The sequence below is a fragment of the Atopobium fossor DSM 15642 genome (genome assembly GCF_000483125.1).
Taxonomy (GTDB): Bacteria; Actinomycetota; Coriobacteriia; order Coriobacteriales; family Atopobiaceae; genus Atopobium; species Atopobium fossor.
Map to the genome: position 1 here is coordinate 341,238 of NZ_KI519553.1, position 15,443 is coordinate 356,680.

The window sequence follows — 15,443 nt, forward strand, 5'->3', positions numbered from 1 at the left end:
CGGACCGGTTTACCGTTTGATATATATGAGATGCTTGAAGTAATTATTCTTTAGCAGCGGTAAAGTCTAAGAAGGGCTCTTCATCTGCCTCTTCAAGATCTGCAAAGTCAATATTGGGGTTATCAAACTCGGTTTGGAAATCTTCATCGTTGTCATCAACAAAGGCATAAGCAACGCCTGCAGCCTCGTCTGCACCAGGTAGGGCAGAGGAAATAGAAGACAGACCCTCATCAGTAATGGTAATCTTCTGCCAGTTAAGCATAACTGGTTTGTTGCACTCATCAGCAAGTTCAACTAACGAGTCAAGGTAAATGTAGTCTGCACCAGATAAAATATCATTCTCTTCATGCAGGGTCACAAGCTGGGCTGCAAACTTATCCAATGCCTCATCTACATCATTTGCAACAACCATGCAAGGAATAAGGCAATAATTCTCATCGTCCTCGGTATTGTCGTTATAACTAAAGTTGCCTACATAAATCATGGTGTCTCCTTGGTCAGTAGGTACATGATGGTACATAGTATCAAATACATTATCCGTGCAAACATGTATAACGGCTAGCCTTGTTTCTTATTGTCCGAGTTTGTTTCGCTCGACGTTCTAGGCTTTGGGGTAAACGGTTGTGCTTTGCCGTTTTTATCGGTGGGAAGAGCCATATGATGCGGCAAAGCTAAGTATTCGGCAGATGAGAAACGCCTGCCTCTACGCTTTTCACGCAAGCGTTCTTCTATAAAACGCCGACGCTCTACGCGTACGGCCGCCTGGTGCTCTTGCAAAACGGCTGCTGCTTTGCTGGGGTGTTCAATAACCTCATGAATTGCTTCGATTGGTTTGGCGGCCAATAGGGTTGTAGTAATGGAGGTTATAAGTGGGATAACAAGTACTGTGAGAGCGCCTGCAGCAACGAGTACCGAAGCCATGCTTTCTGTCATGGCATTAGAAGTAACAGCAGATTCGGTCAGAGCAACAATAAGGGGCAACGCCATAGTGCAATACAAAGATGCCGAGAATTTCTCGCCAATAGAAAGTTTGCGGGTCTCTGGAAAGATGGAAAGGGAAATGCCCATAATCAAGCCACGTACTACGAGCAGTAAGAACATATATAAAAACAGCAGGTGAGGGTTGTGTATGATTGCAGCAGGATCAATGGTAATGCCAGAGATTACAAAGAAAACTGGCACAAAAAAGCCATTGCCTATGGTTTGGATGCGCGTAGTAATAGAGTGGTCATCGGGAATAATGCCACGCAAAATAAAACCAGCAGCAAAGGCACCTAATACTGCATCTAGAGCAAAAAATTGGGAAAGTAGTAAGAGGCCAACCATGAGTAAAACAATGGCACGCACTGTGGGTTGGGATGCTGCTTCAGAATTTTCATGTAAGAAGCGGGATAGGGCACTACCTACGCGGCGTGCACGGTCTGCTCTGGCTGTGATGAGTATGCAGACCAACATAAAAATCATGAGTACTGCGATGTTAATAAACAAACTACGGCCAGGGGTAAGGGCAAGAGTCATCATGGCAACGGGCAAAAGCTCACCCATGGCACCATACGACTCAATGACCTTTCCTACATTAGTGCCAGTAATACCTCGCTCATTGAGTATGGGAACTAAGGTTCCGTATGCGGTAGTAGTAAGAGCAATGGCAAAAGCAATAGCTCCGGTAGTTGCAAGACCTAAATTAAGTAGCGGCATAATTGCTAGTGCAATAACAATGGACACCATCCAAGAAATGGCAGCATGACGCCCACGTCTGCCTATGAGCTCTCGTGGATTGAGTTCATAACCTGCCATAAGGAATAAAAAGCCTAATCCTAAACGAGAAAGTAAAGAAATGGCACTCGTGTTTTGAATGAGATGCAATCCATAGGGACCAAAGAGAGTGCCAAAGAAAACAAAAAAGACAACTTCAGGAATTGGCCTGCCAGGAATAAGACTTGCCACAAATGAAGAAGCGAGCACTCCCGCCAAAATAAAAAAGAGTGTTAGTAGGTTAATTGTCATGGGACAACCTTTTCAACCTATTGTATAGTGCACCTAGTTTAGTGCATAAAGCTACTAAATGTGGAATGCGCACATGGGATGTAGGTTATTCGCACATAATTAACTGCACTTCTCGGCAGCCCTCAACAAGAGTAATATGTACAAGGTTAGTGAGTTTCTTATCCCAACACGCAGATTGATTTACCATGCGTGTGTGGGCACAGTAGTTTGATTGTAAGGAGACATGCATGTCCGGACACTCTAAGTGGGCTACCACGAAGCACAAGAAGGCTGCGATTGACGCTAAGCGTTCTTCGCTCTTCTCTAAGCTTTCCCGTAACATTACCGTTGCAGCTAAGCTCGGTGGCGATCCCAACCCGGATAATAACGCTACGCTTGCTGCTGCAGTAGCACGTGCACGCATGGTTTCTATGCCTAATGCAAAGATTAAGGCTGCTATTGATAAAGCCTTTGGTTCTGGTGCAGATGCTGCAGTATACGAGAATATTTCGTATGAAGGCTACGGTCCTGCAGGCGTCGCTGTATACGTTGAGTGCCTTACGGATAATCGCAATCGTACCGCTGCAGATGTTCGCTCTTCCTTTAGCCATTCTGGTGGAAATTTGGGTACTACTGGTTCTGTTGCCTTCCAGTTTGAGCGCAAGGGTTCCATCGCTGTTGATAAGATTATTGTCAGCGAGGATAAGAAGATCCCCAACAAGGAAAACGCTGTTGATGAGGATGAATTTATGATGGCTGTTGCCGAGGCAGAGGGCGACGACTATGAGGATGCAGGTGAGCAGTGGATTGTTTACACTGCTTATGACAAGATGCAGGATGTCCAGAAGTCTCTTGAGGCTCAGGGCATTGAGGTAAAGGGTTCAGAGCTTACGATGGTTCCAACTACCCCAACCGATGTTTCTGTATCGGATGCAAAGAAGATTCAGCGTTTGATTGATCGTCTTGAGGAGCTTGACGACGTACAAAACGTGTACAGCACCATGAATGTAACGGATGAGATTGCTGAGGCTTTGGCTGAGGACGAATAAGTCTCATAGGAATGCATGGTACGCCTCGGCCATGGACTGGTAGCAGTTCCTTGACCGAGGCGTTTTTGTATATCACTCGTATATCGTCTACGGTGGTTCGTAATGTCCGAGCCAAAGGGTATCCTTTAGGTATAAAAATGCGAAAGGAGCATTAATGAGCGGCTTTAAAAGATTTTGTCTCTTTATATATTCGCTATCTGGTCTTTTGCTGTTTGCAGTTGATGCACTTACCTTTGCAAGCCCTTGGGCAGATCAGCTGAGTACGCTGCTGCTTATTCCTGAGTATACCTATGTATTAGGTACCCTGGCAGCCTTTACGGTGTTGGGTTTGCTAGCAACTTTTATTACCTCGCTTGTTGGTCACGCAAAAACCGCGGTTGTTGTTGCTCAAACGGATACGGGTGATATTACTGTTTCTCGTGATGCCATTGCTTCGCAAGCAGCTTATATTGTTGCCGCTGCGGGGGATGCACGTGCACGTGATGTGTATGTGACTATTAATCGCAACAATAAGGTTGATGTATTTATAAAAGTTATCCCTTTTGCATCTATGAATGTGGTAACCCGTGGTCCCGAGCTTATGGAGCAGTTGACAAGCAATCTTGCTTTGCTTTGCGGCGAGCATTTGGGTAGTGTACACATTAGCTATATGGATGCTAAAGAGCCTGCGGTCCTTGTTAAGAATGATGAGGATAGTGCAGAAGATTTTGATGAGCAAGCTGATGGTACACAAGAAGAATCATGTGGCTCGCAATACGATGAGATAACGTATATTCCTTCATCATCTAACAATAGTACGCCAAGTAATTCCACTACAAAGGCTGAGGAGGATAACTAATGGCTACACAACATAATGACTCTCAGTCACATAAGACGCCTCACCCACAGATAGATATGGATACTTCCCATGGAGCTGCTACTTCGGATGGTTTCAACATGGAAGATGCTAAGCAGTCAGTAAAAAATGCAGCTCATAAGGCAACTACCTGGCTGGAAGATACTTTTCCTGGGAAGAGTAACGCAGTGTTCTTTGCCATTTGTGGTTTGTTGGCTGCCATTGCCTTTATTGCTATTGGTTTTTGGCGCTCAATGCTGCTCATTGTTTTTGTTATATCAGGGTATGCGTTTGGACAAAGCATAGATGGCAATCCCACCATTATTAATTCTATAAAAAGAGCTCTTAAAGATCTTTTTTCTTCTCGTAATCATCGCTAGAAAGGAAGCAGTAATATGACTACCACTCAGAACAACGACGAGCTCACCTCTACCGCATCTTCTTCTGCTTCGATTACAGACGAGCAGATTACATCTAAAGAATATGCAGATGCTACTACCTTTACTTCAGAAAACACAACTGATGCAGAGCCTTTTGATGAGGACGTGGATAGCGAAGATTCACTTACTTTTTCTAATGGCGTTATCGAGAAAATCGTAGCACTTGCTGTGCGTGACGTAGATGGTGTGTTGGGTATGCGTGGTGGCTGGGTTAATCGCGTGTATGAGACCTTTGGAGCAGTAAGTCCTACGCGTGGTGTTACGGTAGAGGTTACGCCAGATAATGCTGTGCGCGTAAACATTGCCGTTCTTATTGAATATGGTGCCTATGCTCCTCAAATCTTTGAAGACGTCAAAAAGGTTGTAGTTAAACAAATTACAGGTATGACGGGTCTTGAAGTTGCAGGTGTTAATTTGCGCATTGAGGATGTGCTTACGGCAGATGAGTTTGAGGCTGGCAAACGTGAGGATGCGGCTAAGGCTGCATCAGATTTTGATGAGTCTGCCGAGAATCCTGAGGACTAGCCACATATAAAGCTATAACGAAAGTTGTACTGCATGAATATTCGTACTAGAGCTGCTGTTGCGGCAGGTAGATTTGTGTCTTGGGGCTTGCGCAATGTGGCTCATCGTAATGCCTCACAACTACCTGGTAGGGTAGCATTGAGCTTAGATAGCCAGGCTATTGCAGGATTGTCTACCAAGTTGATTGAAGGCTCAATTGTGGTGTGTGGAACCAATGGCAAAACCACCACTAATAATGTGCTGGCCGCCTCTGTGGAAGCTACGGGCAAGCGTGTGCTGTGTAATCGTGCTGGTGCCAACATGGCTGCTGGTGTTACTGCAGCACTTTTGCCAGGCACAACAGCTCATTGGGCTGTGCTTGAAGCAGACGAGCTTTCAACTGTGCATATTTTGCCGCAACTTAAGCCTACGTATCTAGTGCTCCTTAACCTATTTCGTGATCAATTGGACCGTGCGGGAGAGATTGATCACATTCAAGATGTGCTCGTGCAAGCATTGGTATCTTCTCCTCAAACTATACTTATTGCCTGTGGTGATGATCCTCTTAGCATGGGTGTTGCTTTAAGAGCGCAACAGTCTGGCGTGCGAGTATGTACCTTTGGCATTGGGGAAGATCTCCATTTGCCACAAGATCGTGTACCTGAAGCTAAGTTTTGTCAGGTATGTGGTGAGGAATTGCACTATATCTATCGCAGCTATGCTCAGCTTGGTAAGTTTGCTTGTCCTCATGGAGATTTTGCTCGCCCTGAACTAGATTTTGTCGCAACAAACGTCCATACAGATCGTAATGGTATTAGCTTTACTGTTACAGTACCCACAGGCACCTCGTATGACTTACATGCTAATTTTGGTGGCATTTACATGGTGTATAACTTGATTGCTGCCTATGCGGCTGCAAGTTTTGCTGGTGTTAATGCTGCTACCTTCCAAAAAACATTGGATGAGTACCATCCACAAAATGGTCGTTTGCAGCGTTTTATGGTACAGAGCAGGGAAGTTACGCTTAATCTAGCTAAGAATCCCACGGGATTTAATCAGAATCTTTCGTTACTTGCAGCGGATGAGCGAAGCAAGCATGTCTTTATTGCCATCAACGACAATTTTAATGACGGCAAAGATATTTCTTGGATTTGGGATGTGGACTTTGAACGCTTAGCCCAGGCTCATTGCGTCAACGTCTATTGTAGTGGTTTGCGCGCTCACGATATACAAGTACGCCTTAAATATGCAGGTATTCAGGCTCATGTGGTATCAAATGTACAGGAATTTATGGATGGTATCACTTCTAGTGCTTTAGACCAACCCGCATACGTGTTAACTAACTATTCTGCATTGTGGCCTGCCAAAGCCGAGCTAGAGAGCATGGGAGAGCACATATGAGTTCTAAGACAATAGTTGTGGCACATCTGTTTCCCGAGCTACTCAACCTCTATGGTGACTCTGGCAACATGTTGTGCTTTAAGAAGCGTATGGAGTGGCGCGGCATCCAGGTGGAAATTCGCGAGGTTCATCCTGGCGACACACCCTCATTTAATGATGTAGACATTGCTTTTATTGGCGGCGGATCAGATCGTGAGCAAAAAATTGTTTGCGATAAGCTCTTGTCTGTAGGCAATGAAATTACTTCATTTGTAGAAGACGGTGGCGTACTCATGGCAGTATGTGGTGGTTATCAGTTGCTGGGCCATAGCTACCTTATGGGGAATGAGGAAATCCGGGGTTTATCGCTTGTTGATTTGTATACAGATCATGGTGACCCGCGCTTAATTGGAAACATTGTGGTAGATAGCCCCCTTTGTGATCATAAGGTTGTGGGCTACGAAAACCATGCTGGGCGCACCCATCTTGGCGAAGGTGTTACGCCTTTTGGTAAGGTCGTGTATGGGCACGGTAATGATGGAAATACGGGATACGAAGGGGTGCTGTATAAAAACGTTATAGGCACGTATATTCACGGTCCTTTGTTGCCTAAAAATCCTGGTATTGCAGATTATGCAATTTCGCATGCATTGGAGCGGGCAACCGGTAAGAGCTACCTGGAACCTTTGGATGATACCGCCGAACTTTTGGCAAACAACACCATGGTAAAACGCCTGCTTGCGGGTGAGGTAGAGGAAGCTTAGAGGCAGTATTTTCTAATAAATTATGGGTGGAATTTTTGCTTGGCTTATCACTCATGATTCTTTAATTTTGCAAGAAGTGCTTGTATAATAGAGCAAAATAAAAGGGGGCTTGCGTACGCAGGCTGAGAGTAAACCCATTACGGTTTTGACCTTACCTGATCTGGATAATGCCAGCGTAGGAACTAGAGTACTTATTAAGTCCTTTCGCATGGCGAAAGGACTTTTTGTTTACATGCTTTGTGCTCAAAAGTTAAAAAAAGTGTTGTATCCAGCATTGTCTTTGTTGGGTGTTCTGCTTGCTTGGCAGCTTGTTGTTGTATGCGGTTTAGTCCCAAACTACTTATTGCCAACACCTATACAAGTATTTGGCGCATTAGTAAAAGAAGCAAGTTTATTGTTTGCGCATACCAAAACCACGCTTATAGAGGCTCTTATCGGTCTTGTAATAGGAACTGTGGTGGGAAGTACGTTTGCTATTCTTATGGATCGATTTGAGGGTTTTTATCTGACCCTTGAACCGTTGGTTACCATTTCTCAGACTATTCCAACCATTGCCATTGCACCACTTTTGGTGTTGTGGTTGGGCTATGGTCTTCTCCCTAAAATCGTGTTGGTAGCACTGACTACCTTCTTTCCCGTGCTCGTATCATTATTGGCCGGTTTGCGTTCTGTTGATCCGGACATGATTGATCTTATGCGTGTAATGCGTGCTTCACGTTGGCAAATATTTGTACACGTTAAGTTGCCAGCAGCTGCAGAGCAATTCTTTGCTGGTTTATCCATAGCTGCTGCATATGCCATTGTTGGTGCCGTTATTGCAGAATGGTTAGGAGGAATCTCTGGTCTAGGCGTATACATGACACGCGTACGCAAATCATTTTCTTATGATCGTATGTTTGCGGCAATCATTGTTATTTCAACAATTTCATTGGTACTTATGGGTGTAATTCGTGCGCTGGAACGTGCGGCTATGCCTTGGAAACAAAATTATTCCAACAAGGAAGGTGTTCTTCATGACTAAGCGTAACTTGTACAAAACTACTGTTTCTCGTAAGTCATTCATTGCGGGTGCAGGTGCTTCTTTGGCAGTAGCAGCCATGGGTCTTGCTGGCTGCGGTTCCAAGCCTGGTGCGGACGCAGGTAAGACAAAGGAGCTTTCCAAGCTAACTTTGTGCTTGGATTATACGCCCAACACCAATCACACAGGTCTGTATGTGGCACAGTCCAAGGGTTTCTTTGCAGATGAGGGCTTAGAGATTGAGATTGTTCAGCCAGCAGAAAATTCTTGTGAGGCTATGGTTGGATCTGGTCAAGCACAGCTGGGTGTTTCGTATCAAGATTATTTGGCAAGTGCGTTGTCTCAGGAAAATCCTTTTCCTCTTACGGCAATCGCAGCAATTTTACAGCACAATACTTCGGGTATTATGAGCCGTGCCGAGGATGGCATTACCTCTGCAAAGGGCATGGAAAATCATACCTATGCAACTTGGAATATCCCGGTTGAGCAGGCAACTATTAAGCAGGTTGTTACCTCCGATGGTGGTGATTTTTCCAAGGTTAGCATGGTTCCTTACGAGACGGACGATGAGGTATCTGGTCTTAAGGCCAACATGTTTGATACGGTATGGGTATACGAGGGCTGGGCATACCAAAATGCACGCATTCAAGATTACGCCGTTAATTACTTCTCGTTTGTAGATATGGATCAGGTATTTGACTTCTATACGCCTATTTTTGTGTCAAATAACGATTTTATGAAAGATCATGCAGATCAGGTTAAAGCCTTTTTGCGTGCAGTAAAGAAAGGCTACGAGTTTGCAATTTCTAATGCGGATGATGCAGCCTCTATCTTACTTAAAGCTGTTCCCGAGCTTGATGAGAAACTTGTGCGAGCCAGCGCTCAGTTCTTGGCTGGCGAGTATCAAAAGGATGCTGCATCTTGGGGTGTTATTAATGCCGATCGTTGGGCTCGTTACTTTGGTTGGTTGAATGATAACAACTTGGTAGAAAACAAGCTGGATGTTACTTCTGGTTGGACCATGGACTATCTTGAGGATACAAAGTAGTGAGTGCTGATTGCACATATATTTCTGATAGATCTATTCCTCATGCATGTAAGGTTGGGTCTGAAGATGGATTACAACCTGCACTTGAGGCAGATGCATTAACGCTTTATTGGGAGCACATGGAAGTGGTGCGCAATGCATCACTCAAGGTGCTCCCTGGCGAGCTTGTATGTATTATTGGTCGTTCTGGTTGTGGTAAAACCACCTTGCTTCATGCACTTGCTGGGCTAACTCAACCAACATCAGGTCGTGTTCTGGTGCAAGGCCGTGACTGCACAGCTCATCCGGGCAATGTAAGTTATATGCTGCAAAAAGATTTACTTATTCCTAGCAAAACTGTGATTGATAATGCCAGTTTGCCGTTGGTGATTGCGGGATTTAAGCCCAAAGAGGCGCGCAGACAGATGGCGGATTTGTTTTGTAAGTTTGGACTTGAGGGATACGAAGATAAGTGGCCAAGCCAGCTTTCTGGTGGCATGCGTCAGCGTGCAGCATTTTTGCGTACCTATATGATGGGCAATCAAGTGGTGCTTCTTGATGAGCCCTTCTCGGCACTTGATGCTATTACGCGTGTAGAGATGCGCGAGTGGTATAGAAGTGTGGCGCGTGAGTTTAACCTTGCTTCTTTAGTGATTACACACGATGTAGATGAGGCAATTGCACTGGCAGATCGTGTGTATGTGCTTGCTGCTCCCAAAAATGCCAAGAAGTCCAGTGAGTCTTCAAGTATTTGTTTTGAACTGGTGATTGAGCGTTCTTGTGATATGGGCTTTGAGCTAACACCTGAGTTTTTGAGCTACAAGGCACAGCTACTTGCACAGCTCTGACATCCTCTCTATGAGTCTTGATTTTTGTATCAATTTGAGCCTGCATGAGCACCAGTATTTGATGTGTTATTAACCTCAGTTTTGCTATCGCTTTCAGGGCTTGAACTTAAATCAGAGCTTATGCTCGAATCTGCGGATTCTCCAGTAGCTAAAGTATCTGTATGGGTACTGGTATTGGCATTACTGCTGCTACTAGCACTGGAAGAACTGTTAGATTCTGTAGTGTTATCGAGCGTAGTGTTATCTGCAGTGTTAGTGTTGGCATTGGCAGATTGAGCATCTTTATGAGTGCTGGCTGCATTGTCATTTCCTGCTTCGGCGGTACTGGAAGCTCTGTTGTCAGCGTTGGGCTTCTCGTTAGCATGAGAACCGGCTGTAGTAGGCTGCTCATTTTGCAGGCTAGGGACAAGAGATATTCGTTCACCAAGGCCCTGACCAGCGGAAAGTGCATCAATAACAAATGCAGTAATTGCTACGGCTAGCAATGCAGCAATACTTGTAACAACTATGGTAAGACGACGCTTGCGAGTGTGTTCGCTTTGCATGTGACGATAGTAGTCTGGAGCTACGCGGCCACCAGACTGTACGATTTCTGCAGTAGAGGCAGGCGTAGTAGTACCAGCAATGGAGCTTGAAGAGATGTTAGGAGTTCCTGCATCTACCCAGTCTGGTGCAACTTCACGGATTTTATCGGCACTCGCATTGAGCAGCCCTCTGAAGAGCTGATAGGCTGATGCGGCAACAGCAGCACCAATAGCGGCCCCTACCAGTCCACCAATGAGACCAATTTTGGATGAGAGGAGGGCTGAGGTAATAGTGGAAAGTACAGATGCAATAATCTGTGCAACAGAAAAATCCTCAAACACGCGTCGGCGTGTGGATGTAGCTTGGTTTGTTTGGACTTCTTGCTTATCTTGCACAATGTTGGACATAGCATCTCCCATGTGTTGATGAAGCTGTAGTATACGTGTTGCATGTGAAGGCCATTTGCGTATTATGTTGGCAAACCTTGGAGTTGTGTTGCTGTATGTTGAGTTTTTAGGATAGTGTAAAGAAGAGCTCGTGCTACAATCTCAATTCACGTTCTGGAAGAGGAACAAAGGAGAGATTTTGCATCTGGTTGAAATTTTGCTTCTGGGCGCAGCACTTTCCGCGGATGCTTTTGCGGTTACGCTGTCTGACACCTTTGCCTACCAGAATGAATCTCGCGCAAAGATGCTCCTGCTGCCCGTAGCTTTTGGTGTATTTCAGGCACTTATGCCGCTATTAGGATATTTCTTAAGTGGGGCATTTGCTCAGATTATTACTGCCTATTCAGGTATTGTGACCTTTATCATGTTGGGCGTTATTGGTGGCAACATGGTGCGCGAAGGTATTATGGCCTTGCGCAGTGGCGTGGATGTTAACGAGATTACCGAGTGTGTTGTGACGGACACCCATAATCCCATGTGCCGTTTAACCTTTAAGATTATTGTATTTCAGGCAGTGGCTACGGCACTTGATGCCTTTGCTGTTGGCATTAGTTTGCGTGCTCAGTCCGTAAACATTTGGCTTACAGTAGCTCTTATCGGCTGTACTACGTTTATGCTTTCACTTTTGGCACTTTCAACTGGTCGTAGATTTGGCAATCTTTTGGGCGATAAGGCCGAGGTTGTTGGTGGAATTGTTCTTCTGTGCATTGGTATCAAAGCATTGCTGTTTTAGCATCTTATGCAGTAATTGCGCGCGTTTCTTCTTTGCGGCGAGCTGCCTTGAGCCATCGGCCTGTGCGGTAGTACACAATGTAAATACCTGTGGTTAAAATCCAGGTAATGGGATAGCTCATCAAAATGGTTTCCATGCTATGGAACACAGGGACAATGATGAGTAACCAAGCAATACGCAAAATACAGGTACCAAACAGCGTAATAAGCATGGGGCGTACACTTTCACCGGCACCACGAATAATGCCAGAGATGTTGGCAGAAATGGTATACACCACATAGAACGGTGCAATATAGCGGACGATAAGTGCAGACCACTCGGCAACGGCTATATCAGGCAAGAAAAACATGCTGATGGGTTTAACAAACACAAAAAGAAATATGGATAGTACACCAACCAGCGCCAAAGACATGGCTGTGGATACCTTAAGGCTGGTGTGCATACGATCGTATTTTCTAGCTCCAAAGTTTTGAGCTGCAAAAGTGGTTACGGCAACACCAAGTGAATCCCCGCTTTGCCAAATAATGCCATCAACACGACTTGAAAGACCCCAGCCTGTAACGGCATCCATACCAAAGGTATTTACCGCTGTTTGTGCAATGATATTAGAAATGGAATAAGCGGCAGATTGTACACCTAAAGGTAGGCCGGTAAGCAACATAACACGCGCAATTTTGCGCTCAATACGAATACGGGTAAGTTCTACGCGCCACGGACCATGTGCATGAGATAGTTTATATAACACCATGCTTGCAGCCAAAATATATGCCAGTGCAGTTGCAATGCCTGCGCCAAGGGCATCCAGATTCATGCCTGCAACAAAAATAAGATCCATCAGCAGATTAAACACCAAGGCAATTCCCACAATCATAGAGGGTGTGCGAGAATCACCAATAGCACGCATAAGCCCCGAACCCATATTATATATAAGCGAGAAAACCAGCGAGCCAAAATACCAATGACCATAGATCAAAGCATCTGGCATCAGATGGCTGGGAGTACCCATCATGTGCAGTACTGGACCTACAAACACTACTCCTAGTATTGAGAAAAGCACGCCTCCCACAACGGCAATACCCATGGCAGTATGGACGGAAGCAGACAAACGTTCATCGTCGTGTGCTCCAAAGTACTGACCTACAATAACCGCGCAACCAGCGCCTACACCTACGGCAAAGCCTACTGCCAAGTCCGTAAGAGCTTGGGTAACCTGAATGCCTCCAACAGCGGCTTTACCAGCAAACTGACCTACAATCCAGGTATTCATGAGGGTGTAGAGCTGCTGCATAAAGGCACTCAAAAAGATAGGAATATATAGTTGTAACAGCTGCTTCCAGATAACGCCCGACGTTACATCGAGCGTTTCTGATTGTGCTTCTTGATCGTTCGTCTCTATAACTTTAGTCATATGCGTTTATGTTTTGATCTTTAGGATGGCGCGGGGGACACTCAGATGTAAAAAAGCATCTTGTTATAAGAAGGAACAGGCCAAAAGTCATGACTGCAAAGTTGTTCCATAGTGTCTACGACTTCCCGCAAACGATTCATAGCAGGTAAAACGTTATCACGATATGCGTAGTCTTGCTCTGACACGTCTTGGATAGTTCCAGCTTCTGTATTGCGCCTCTCCAGTTCATCTACGGCATCGTAAATACTATCAATGCCATCAGTGAGGCGTACAATCATGTCCTTCTCGGCACGGGCCTTAAGGCCTAGGTCAACTTTGGTGGCTACTCCAGCAGCAATGTCACCGGAATAGTCAATAAGGGCTGGTAGATACATGTGACGAACCATGTAGCTCATAGTATTGGCTTCAATGTTAATAAGCTTGGCGTATTGTTCTGCATAAGAAATATAGCGTGCGCGAAGTTCTGATTCACTAAGAACGCCATATTTGGCAAAGAAGTCAATATTGCTTTGTTTGACTAGGCAGGGTAGGGCATCAGGCGTAGTAGGATAGTTGGGCAAACCACGGCGTTGAGCCTCTACAGGCCACTCATTGGAATAACCATTGCCATCAAAAATAACACGCTGGTGCTCCGTGAGACTTTGCTTAATCCACGCCATAGCCTCATGTACAAAGTTTTCGCAGGTGGTGTTGGTAAGATCAGTGGCAAATTTGTCTAGCTGTTCTGCTACTGCGGTATTAAGCACAGTATTGGAATCAGAGAGATTTTGCTGGCTACCGCACATGCGGAATTCAAACTTGTTGCCCGTAAAAGCAAATGCGCTGGTACGGTTGCGATCTGTAGTGTCTTGGGTAATGTCTGCGAGCTGGGGAACACCCAAATCCATGCGTGTACGATGAGCGGAGCTTAAGCTTTGACCTTGAATAATGCCATTTACAATGCCTGATAAATCGTCACCCAAGAAGATAGAGATAATAGCTGGGGGAGCTTCATTGGCACCTAAACGGTGGTCGTTACCTGCAGAGGCAACACTGGCACGTAAAAGATCTGCATGTTCATCTACAGCCGCAATGACACAGGCGAGAAATACGAGGAACTGCAGGTTTTCCTCGGGGTTATCGGAAGGGTCAAGTAGGTTTTTACCATCAGCAGTCATGGACCAGTTGTCATGCTTGCCAGAACCGTTTACATATTCAAAAGGACGTTCATGTTGCAAACATACCAGGTCATGATGGGAGGCAAGTAAGCGCATCTTTTCCATGGTAAGAAGGTTGTTATCAATGGCAACAGAGCCTTCCTCAAAAATAGGAGCCAACTCGTGTTGACAAGGAGCAACTTCGTTATGTTTGGTCTTTGCAGGGATGGCAAGCTTCCACAGTTCGTCATCAAGTTCCTTCATAAACTCGTTAACGGTGGGGCGAATGGCACCAAAGTAGTGTTCTTCCAGTTCCTGGCCTTTGACGGGAGCACAACCAAAGAGGGTACGTCCAGTCATAATAAGGTCGGGACGTGCAGCAAAGTCCTCTTCGCGGATGAGAAAATACTCCTGCTCGGGACCAACAGTGGTGGCAACGCGTACGGGCTTCTTGCCAAACAACTCAAGTGCACGCTTAGCCTGCTTATCTAGCACAACCATGGAGCGTAGCAGTGGTGTTTTTTTGTCCAGCGCTTCGCCTGTGTAAGAAATAAAGGCAGTGGGAATGCACAAAACCTCGTCTTTAATAAAGACGGGACTACCTGGATCCCAGGCGGTATAGCCGCGAGCCTCAAAGGTTGCTCTCAATCCACCAGAGGGGAAGCTTGATGCATCGGGTTCACCCTGGATGAGCTCCTTGCCAGAGAAGGTCATGAGGGTTGTGCCATCACGTTTAGGCGTAAGGAAGCTATCGTGCTTCTCGGAAGTAATGCCGGTAAGAGGCTGGAACCAATGGGTGTAGTGGGTAGCGCCTTTCTCCAGAGCCCACTCTTTCATGGCGTGTGCAACTTCATTTGCAATGTCAAGGTCAAGGGCGCGGCCTTCGTGGATAACCTTAGAAAGCTCTTTGTACGTAGGCTTGGGAAGACGTTCTTGCATTACAACATCGCTAAATACGAGGCTACCAAACTCCTCCGAAACCCTGTTCTTGAGCATGTGAAACCCACTTTCCCTTGCAAGAAGTATGCATATGCACAGTGCAGCTTATTACCGCAAGAATTGTCGCACGTTTTGTGCATATAAGTATCTGTAACTGCTTGATTATTAGAGTATCTAAGTAATATTTCTAGACTATGACCACAAGCAAAAATATGCAGCATTTTTACAAGTTTTTCCTGCGGGTTTGACAGTGCTCGCCGTGAGGATGATAATTGCACTCACGTTTGCATGACTTTGCCATCTGCAAAGCAATTCGCCTTAATGGGGATGTAGCTCAGTTGGGAGAGCGCGGCGTTCGCAACGCCGAGGCCGAGGGTTCGATCCCCTTCATCTCCACCATTTATT

General features: G+C 45.5%; 15 protein-coding genes, 1 tRNA gene and 1 riboswitch. Of the genes, 11 read left to right on the forward strand and 5 right to left on the reverse strand.

Annotated features, from left to right (window positions below; all coding sequences use genetic code 11):
* Positions 1-43: 43 nt before the first annotated feature.
* The gene (locus tag G469_RS0104360; RefSeq protein ID WP_028264010.1) at positions 44-484 is read right to left on the reverse strand and encodes a hypothetical protein; all 441 of its coding nucleotides are present in this window, start codon (positions 482-484) and stop codon (positions 44-46) included.
* 74 nt (positions 485-558) lie between these two features.
* Entirely contained in the window at positions 559-2,007 is a 1,449-nt protein-coding gene (locus tag G469_RS08365; protein WP_051353762.1) for a cation:proton antiporter, read from the reverse strand.
* A 227-nt stretch (positions 2,008-2,234) separates the two neighbouring features.
* On the opposite strand from G469_RS08365, the gene G469_RS0104370 reads away from it, so the two are divergent.
* From G469_RS0104370 to G469_RS08375, 9 genes are all read left to right on the forward strand, one after another.
* Entirely contained in the window at positions 2,235-3,035 is an 801-nt protein-coding gene (locus G469_RS0104370; RefSeq protein ID WP_028264011.1) for a YebC/PmpR family DNA-binding transcriptional regulator, read from the forward strand.
* Positions 3,036-3,189: 154 nt separating this feature from the next.
* Entirely contained in the window at positions 3,190-3,873 is a 684-nt protein-coding gene (gene amaP, locus G469_RS0104375; protein ID WP_028264012.1) for an alkaline shock response membrane anchor protein AmaP, read from the forward strand.
* Positions 3,873-4,250: a DUF2273 domain-containing protein gene (locus G469_RS0104380; protein ID WP_245579118.1), complete on the forward strand. Its 378-nt coding sequence runs from the start codon at positions 3,873-3,875 to the stop codon at positions 4,248-4,250. The genes amaP and G469_RS0104380 overlap by 1 nt, the downstream gene beginning before the upstream one ends.
* Positions 4,251-4,265: 15 nt before the next feature.
* On the forward strand, positions 4,266-4,835 hold the full coding sequence (locus G469_RS0104385; RefSeq protein WP_028264014.1) for an Asp23/Gls24 family envelope stress response protein: 570 nt from the start codon (positions 4,266-4,268) through the stop codon (positions 4,833-4,835).
* A 33-nt stretch (positions 4,836-4,868) separates the two neighbouring features.
* Entirely contained in the window at positions 4,869-6,215 is a 1,347-nt protein-coding gene (locus G469_RS0104390) for a Mur ligase family protein (RefSeq protein WP_028264015.1), read from the forward strand.
* Positions 6,212-6,958: a type 1 glutamine amidotransferase gene (locus G469_RS0104395; protein WP_028264016.1), complete on the forward strand. Its 747-nt coding sequence runs from the start codon at positions 6,212-6,214 to the stop codon at positions 6,956-6,958. The genes G469_RS0104390 and G469_RS0104395 overlap by 4 nt, the downstream gene beginning before the upstream one ends.
* A gap of 91 nt (positions 6,959-7,049) precedes the next feature.
* A riboswitch (TPP riboswitch) is annotated at positions 7,050-7,157 on the forward strand.
* Positions 7,158-7,190: 33 nt separating this feature from the next.
* Positions 7,191-7,979 carry an ABC transporter permease gene (locus G469_RS08370; protein ID WP_035425518.1) on the forward strand — a complete coding sequence of 263 codons (789 nt, stop codon included), beginning with the start codon at positions 7,191-7,193 and terminating at the stop codon, positions 7,977-7,979.
* Positions 7,972-9,024 (forward strand): ABC transporter substrate-binding protein, encoded by a 1,053-nt coding sequence (locus G469_RS0104405; RefSeq protein WP_028264017.1) that lies wholly within the window; start codon positions 7,972-7,974, stop codon positions 9,022-9,024. Before G469_RS08370 ends, G469_RS0104405 begins: the two co-directional genes overlap by 8 nt.
* A complete protein-coding gene (locus G469_RS08375) occupies positions 9,024-9,851 on the forward strand; it encodes an ABC transporter ATP-binding protein (protein WP_245579120.1) in 828 nt (275 codons plus the stop codon). Before G469_RS0104405 ends, G469_RS08375 begins: the two co-directional genes overlap by 1 nt.
* Positions 9,852-9,880: 29 nt before the next feature.
* Here G469_RS08375 and G469_RS0104415 read toward each other — a convergent pair whose 3' ends face one another.
* Positions 9,881-10,783, reverse strand: coding sequence for a hypothetical protein (locus G469_RS0104415; RefSeq protein WP_028264018.1), 903 nt, complete (start codon positions 10,781-10,783; stop codon positions 9,881-9,883).
* A gap of 178 nt (positions 10,784-10,961) precedes the next feature.
* Between G469_RS0104415 and G469_RS0104420 the strand changes: the two genes are divergently transcribed.
* Entirely contained in the window at positions 10,962-11,555 is a 594-nt protein-coding gene (locus G469_RS0104420; RefSeq protein ID WP_028264019.1) for a manganese efflux pump MntP, read from the forward strand.
* Positions 11,556-11,559: 4 nt separating this feature from the next.
* Here the strand turns inward: G469_RS0104420 and G469_RS0104425 are convergent, their stop codons facing one another.
* Positions 11,560-12,963 carry an MATE family efflux transporter gene (locus G469_RS0104425; RefSeq protein ID WP_051353763.1) on the reverse strand — a complete coding sequence of 468 codons (1,404 nt, stop codon included), beginning with the start codon at positions 12,961-12,963 and terminating at the stop codon, positions 11,560-11,562.
* A 41-nt stretch (positions 12,964-13,004) separates the two neighbouring features.
* Positions 13,005-15,095: a glutamine synthetase III family protein gene (locus G469_RS0104430; protein ID WP_028264021.1), complete on the reverse strand. Its 2,091-nt coding sequence runs from the start codon at positions 15,093-15,095 to the stop codon at positions 13,005-13,007.
* A gap of 266 nt (positions 15,096-15,361) precedes the next feature.
* Between G469_RS0104430 and G469_RS0104435 the strand changes: the two genes are divergently transcribed.
* Positions 15,362-15,437: transfer RNA gene (locus tag G469_RS0104435), tRNA-Ala, on the forward strand.
* Positions 15,438-15,443: the final 6 nt, after the last annotated feature.

Bases quoted from the DNA above. Each gene is read 5' to 3' on its own strand.
- G469_RS0104360 (WP_028264010.1), bottom strand. From the start codon at position 484: ATGATTTATGTAGGCAACTTTAGTTATAACGACAATACCGAGGACGAT.
- G469_RS08365 (WP_051353762.1), bottom strand. From the start codon at position 2,007: ATGACAATTAACCTACTAACACTCTTTTTTATTTTGGCGGGAGTGCTC.
- G469_RS0104370 (WP_028264011.1), top strand. From the start codon at position 2,235: ATGTCCGGACACTCTAAGTGGGCTACCACGAAGCACAAGAAGGCTGCG.
- amaP (WP_028264012.1), top strand. From the start codon at position 3,190: ATGAGCGGCTTTAAAAGATTTTGTCTCTTTATATATTCGCTATCTGGT.
- G469_RS0104380 (WP_245579118.1), top strand. From the start codon at position 3,873: ATGGCTACACAACATAATGACTCTCAGTCACATAAGACGCCTCACCCA.
- G469_RS0104385 (WP_028264014.1), top strand. From the start codon at position 4,266: ATGACTACCACTCAGAACAACGACGAGCTCACCTCTACCGCATCTTCT.
- G469_RS0104390 (WP_028264015.1), top strand. From the start codon at position 4,869: ATGAATATTCGTACTAGAGCTGCTGTTGCGGCAGGTAGATTTGTGTCT.
- G469_RS0104395 (WP_028264016.1), top strand. From the start codon at position 6,212: ATGAGTTCTAAGACAATAGTTGTGGCACATCTGTTTCCCGAGCTACTC.
- G469_RS08370 (WP_035425518.1), top strand. From the start codon at position 7,191: ATGCTTTGTGCTCAAAAGTTAAAAAAAGTGTTGTATCCAGCATTGTCT.
- G469_RS0104405 (WP_028264017.1), top strand. From the start codon at position 7,972: ATGACTAAGCGTAACTTGTACAAAACTACTGTTTCTCGTAAGTCATTC.
- G469_RS0104415 (WP_028264018.1), bottom strand. From the start codon at position 10,783: ATGTCCAACATTGTGCAAGATAAGCAAGAAGTCCAAACAAACCAAGCT.
- G469_RS0104425 (WP_051353763.1), bottom strand. From the start codon at position 12,963: ATGACTAAAGTTATAGAGACGAACGATCAAGAAGCACAATCAGAAACG.
- G469_RS0104430 (WP_028264021.1), bottom strand. From the start codon at position 15,095: ATGCTCAAGAACAGGGTTTCGGAGGAGTTTGGTAGCCTCGTATTTAGC.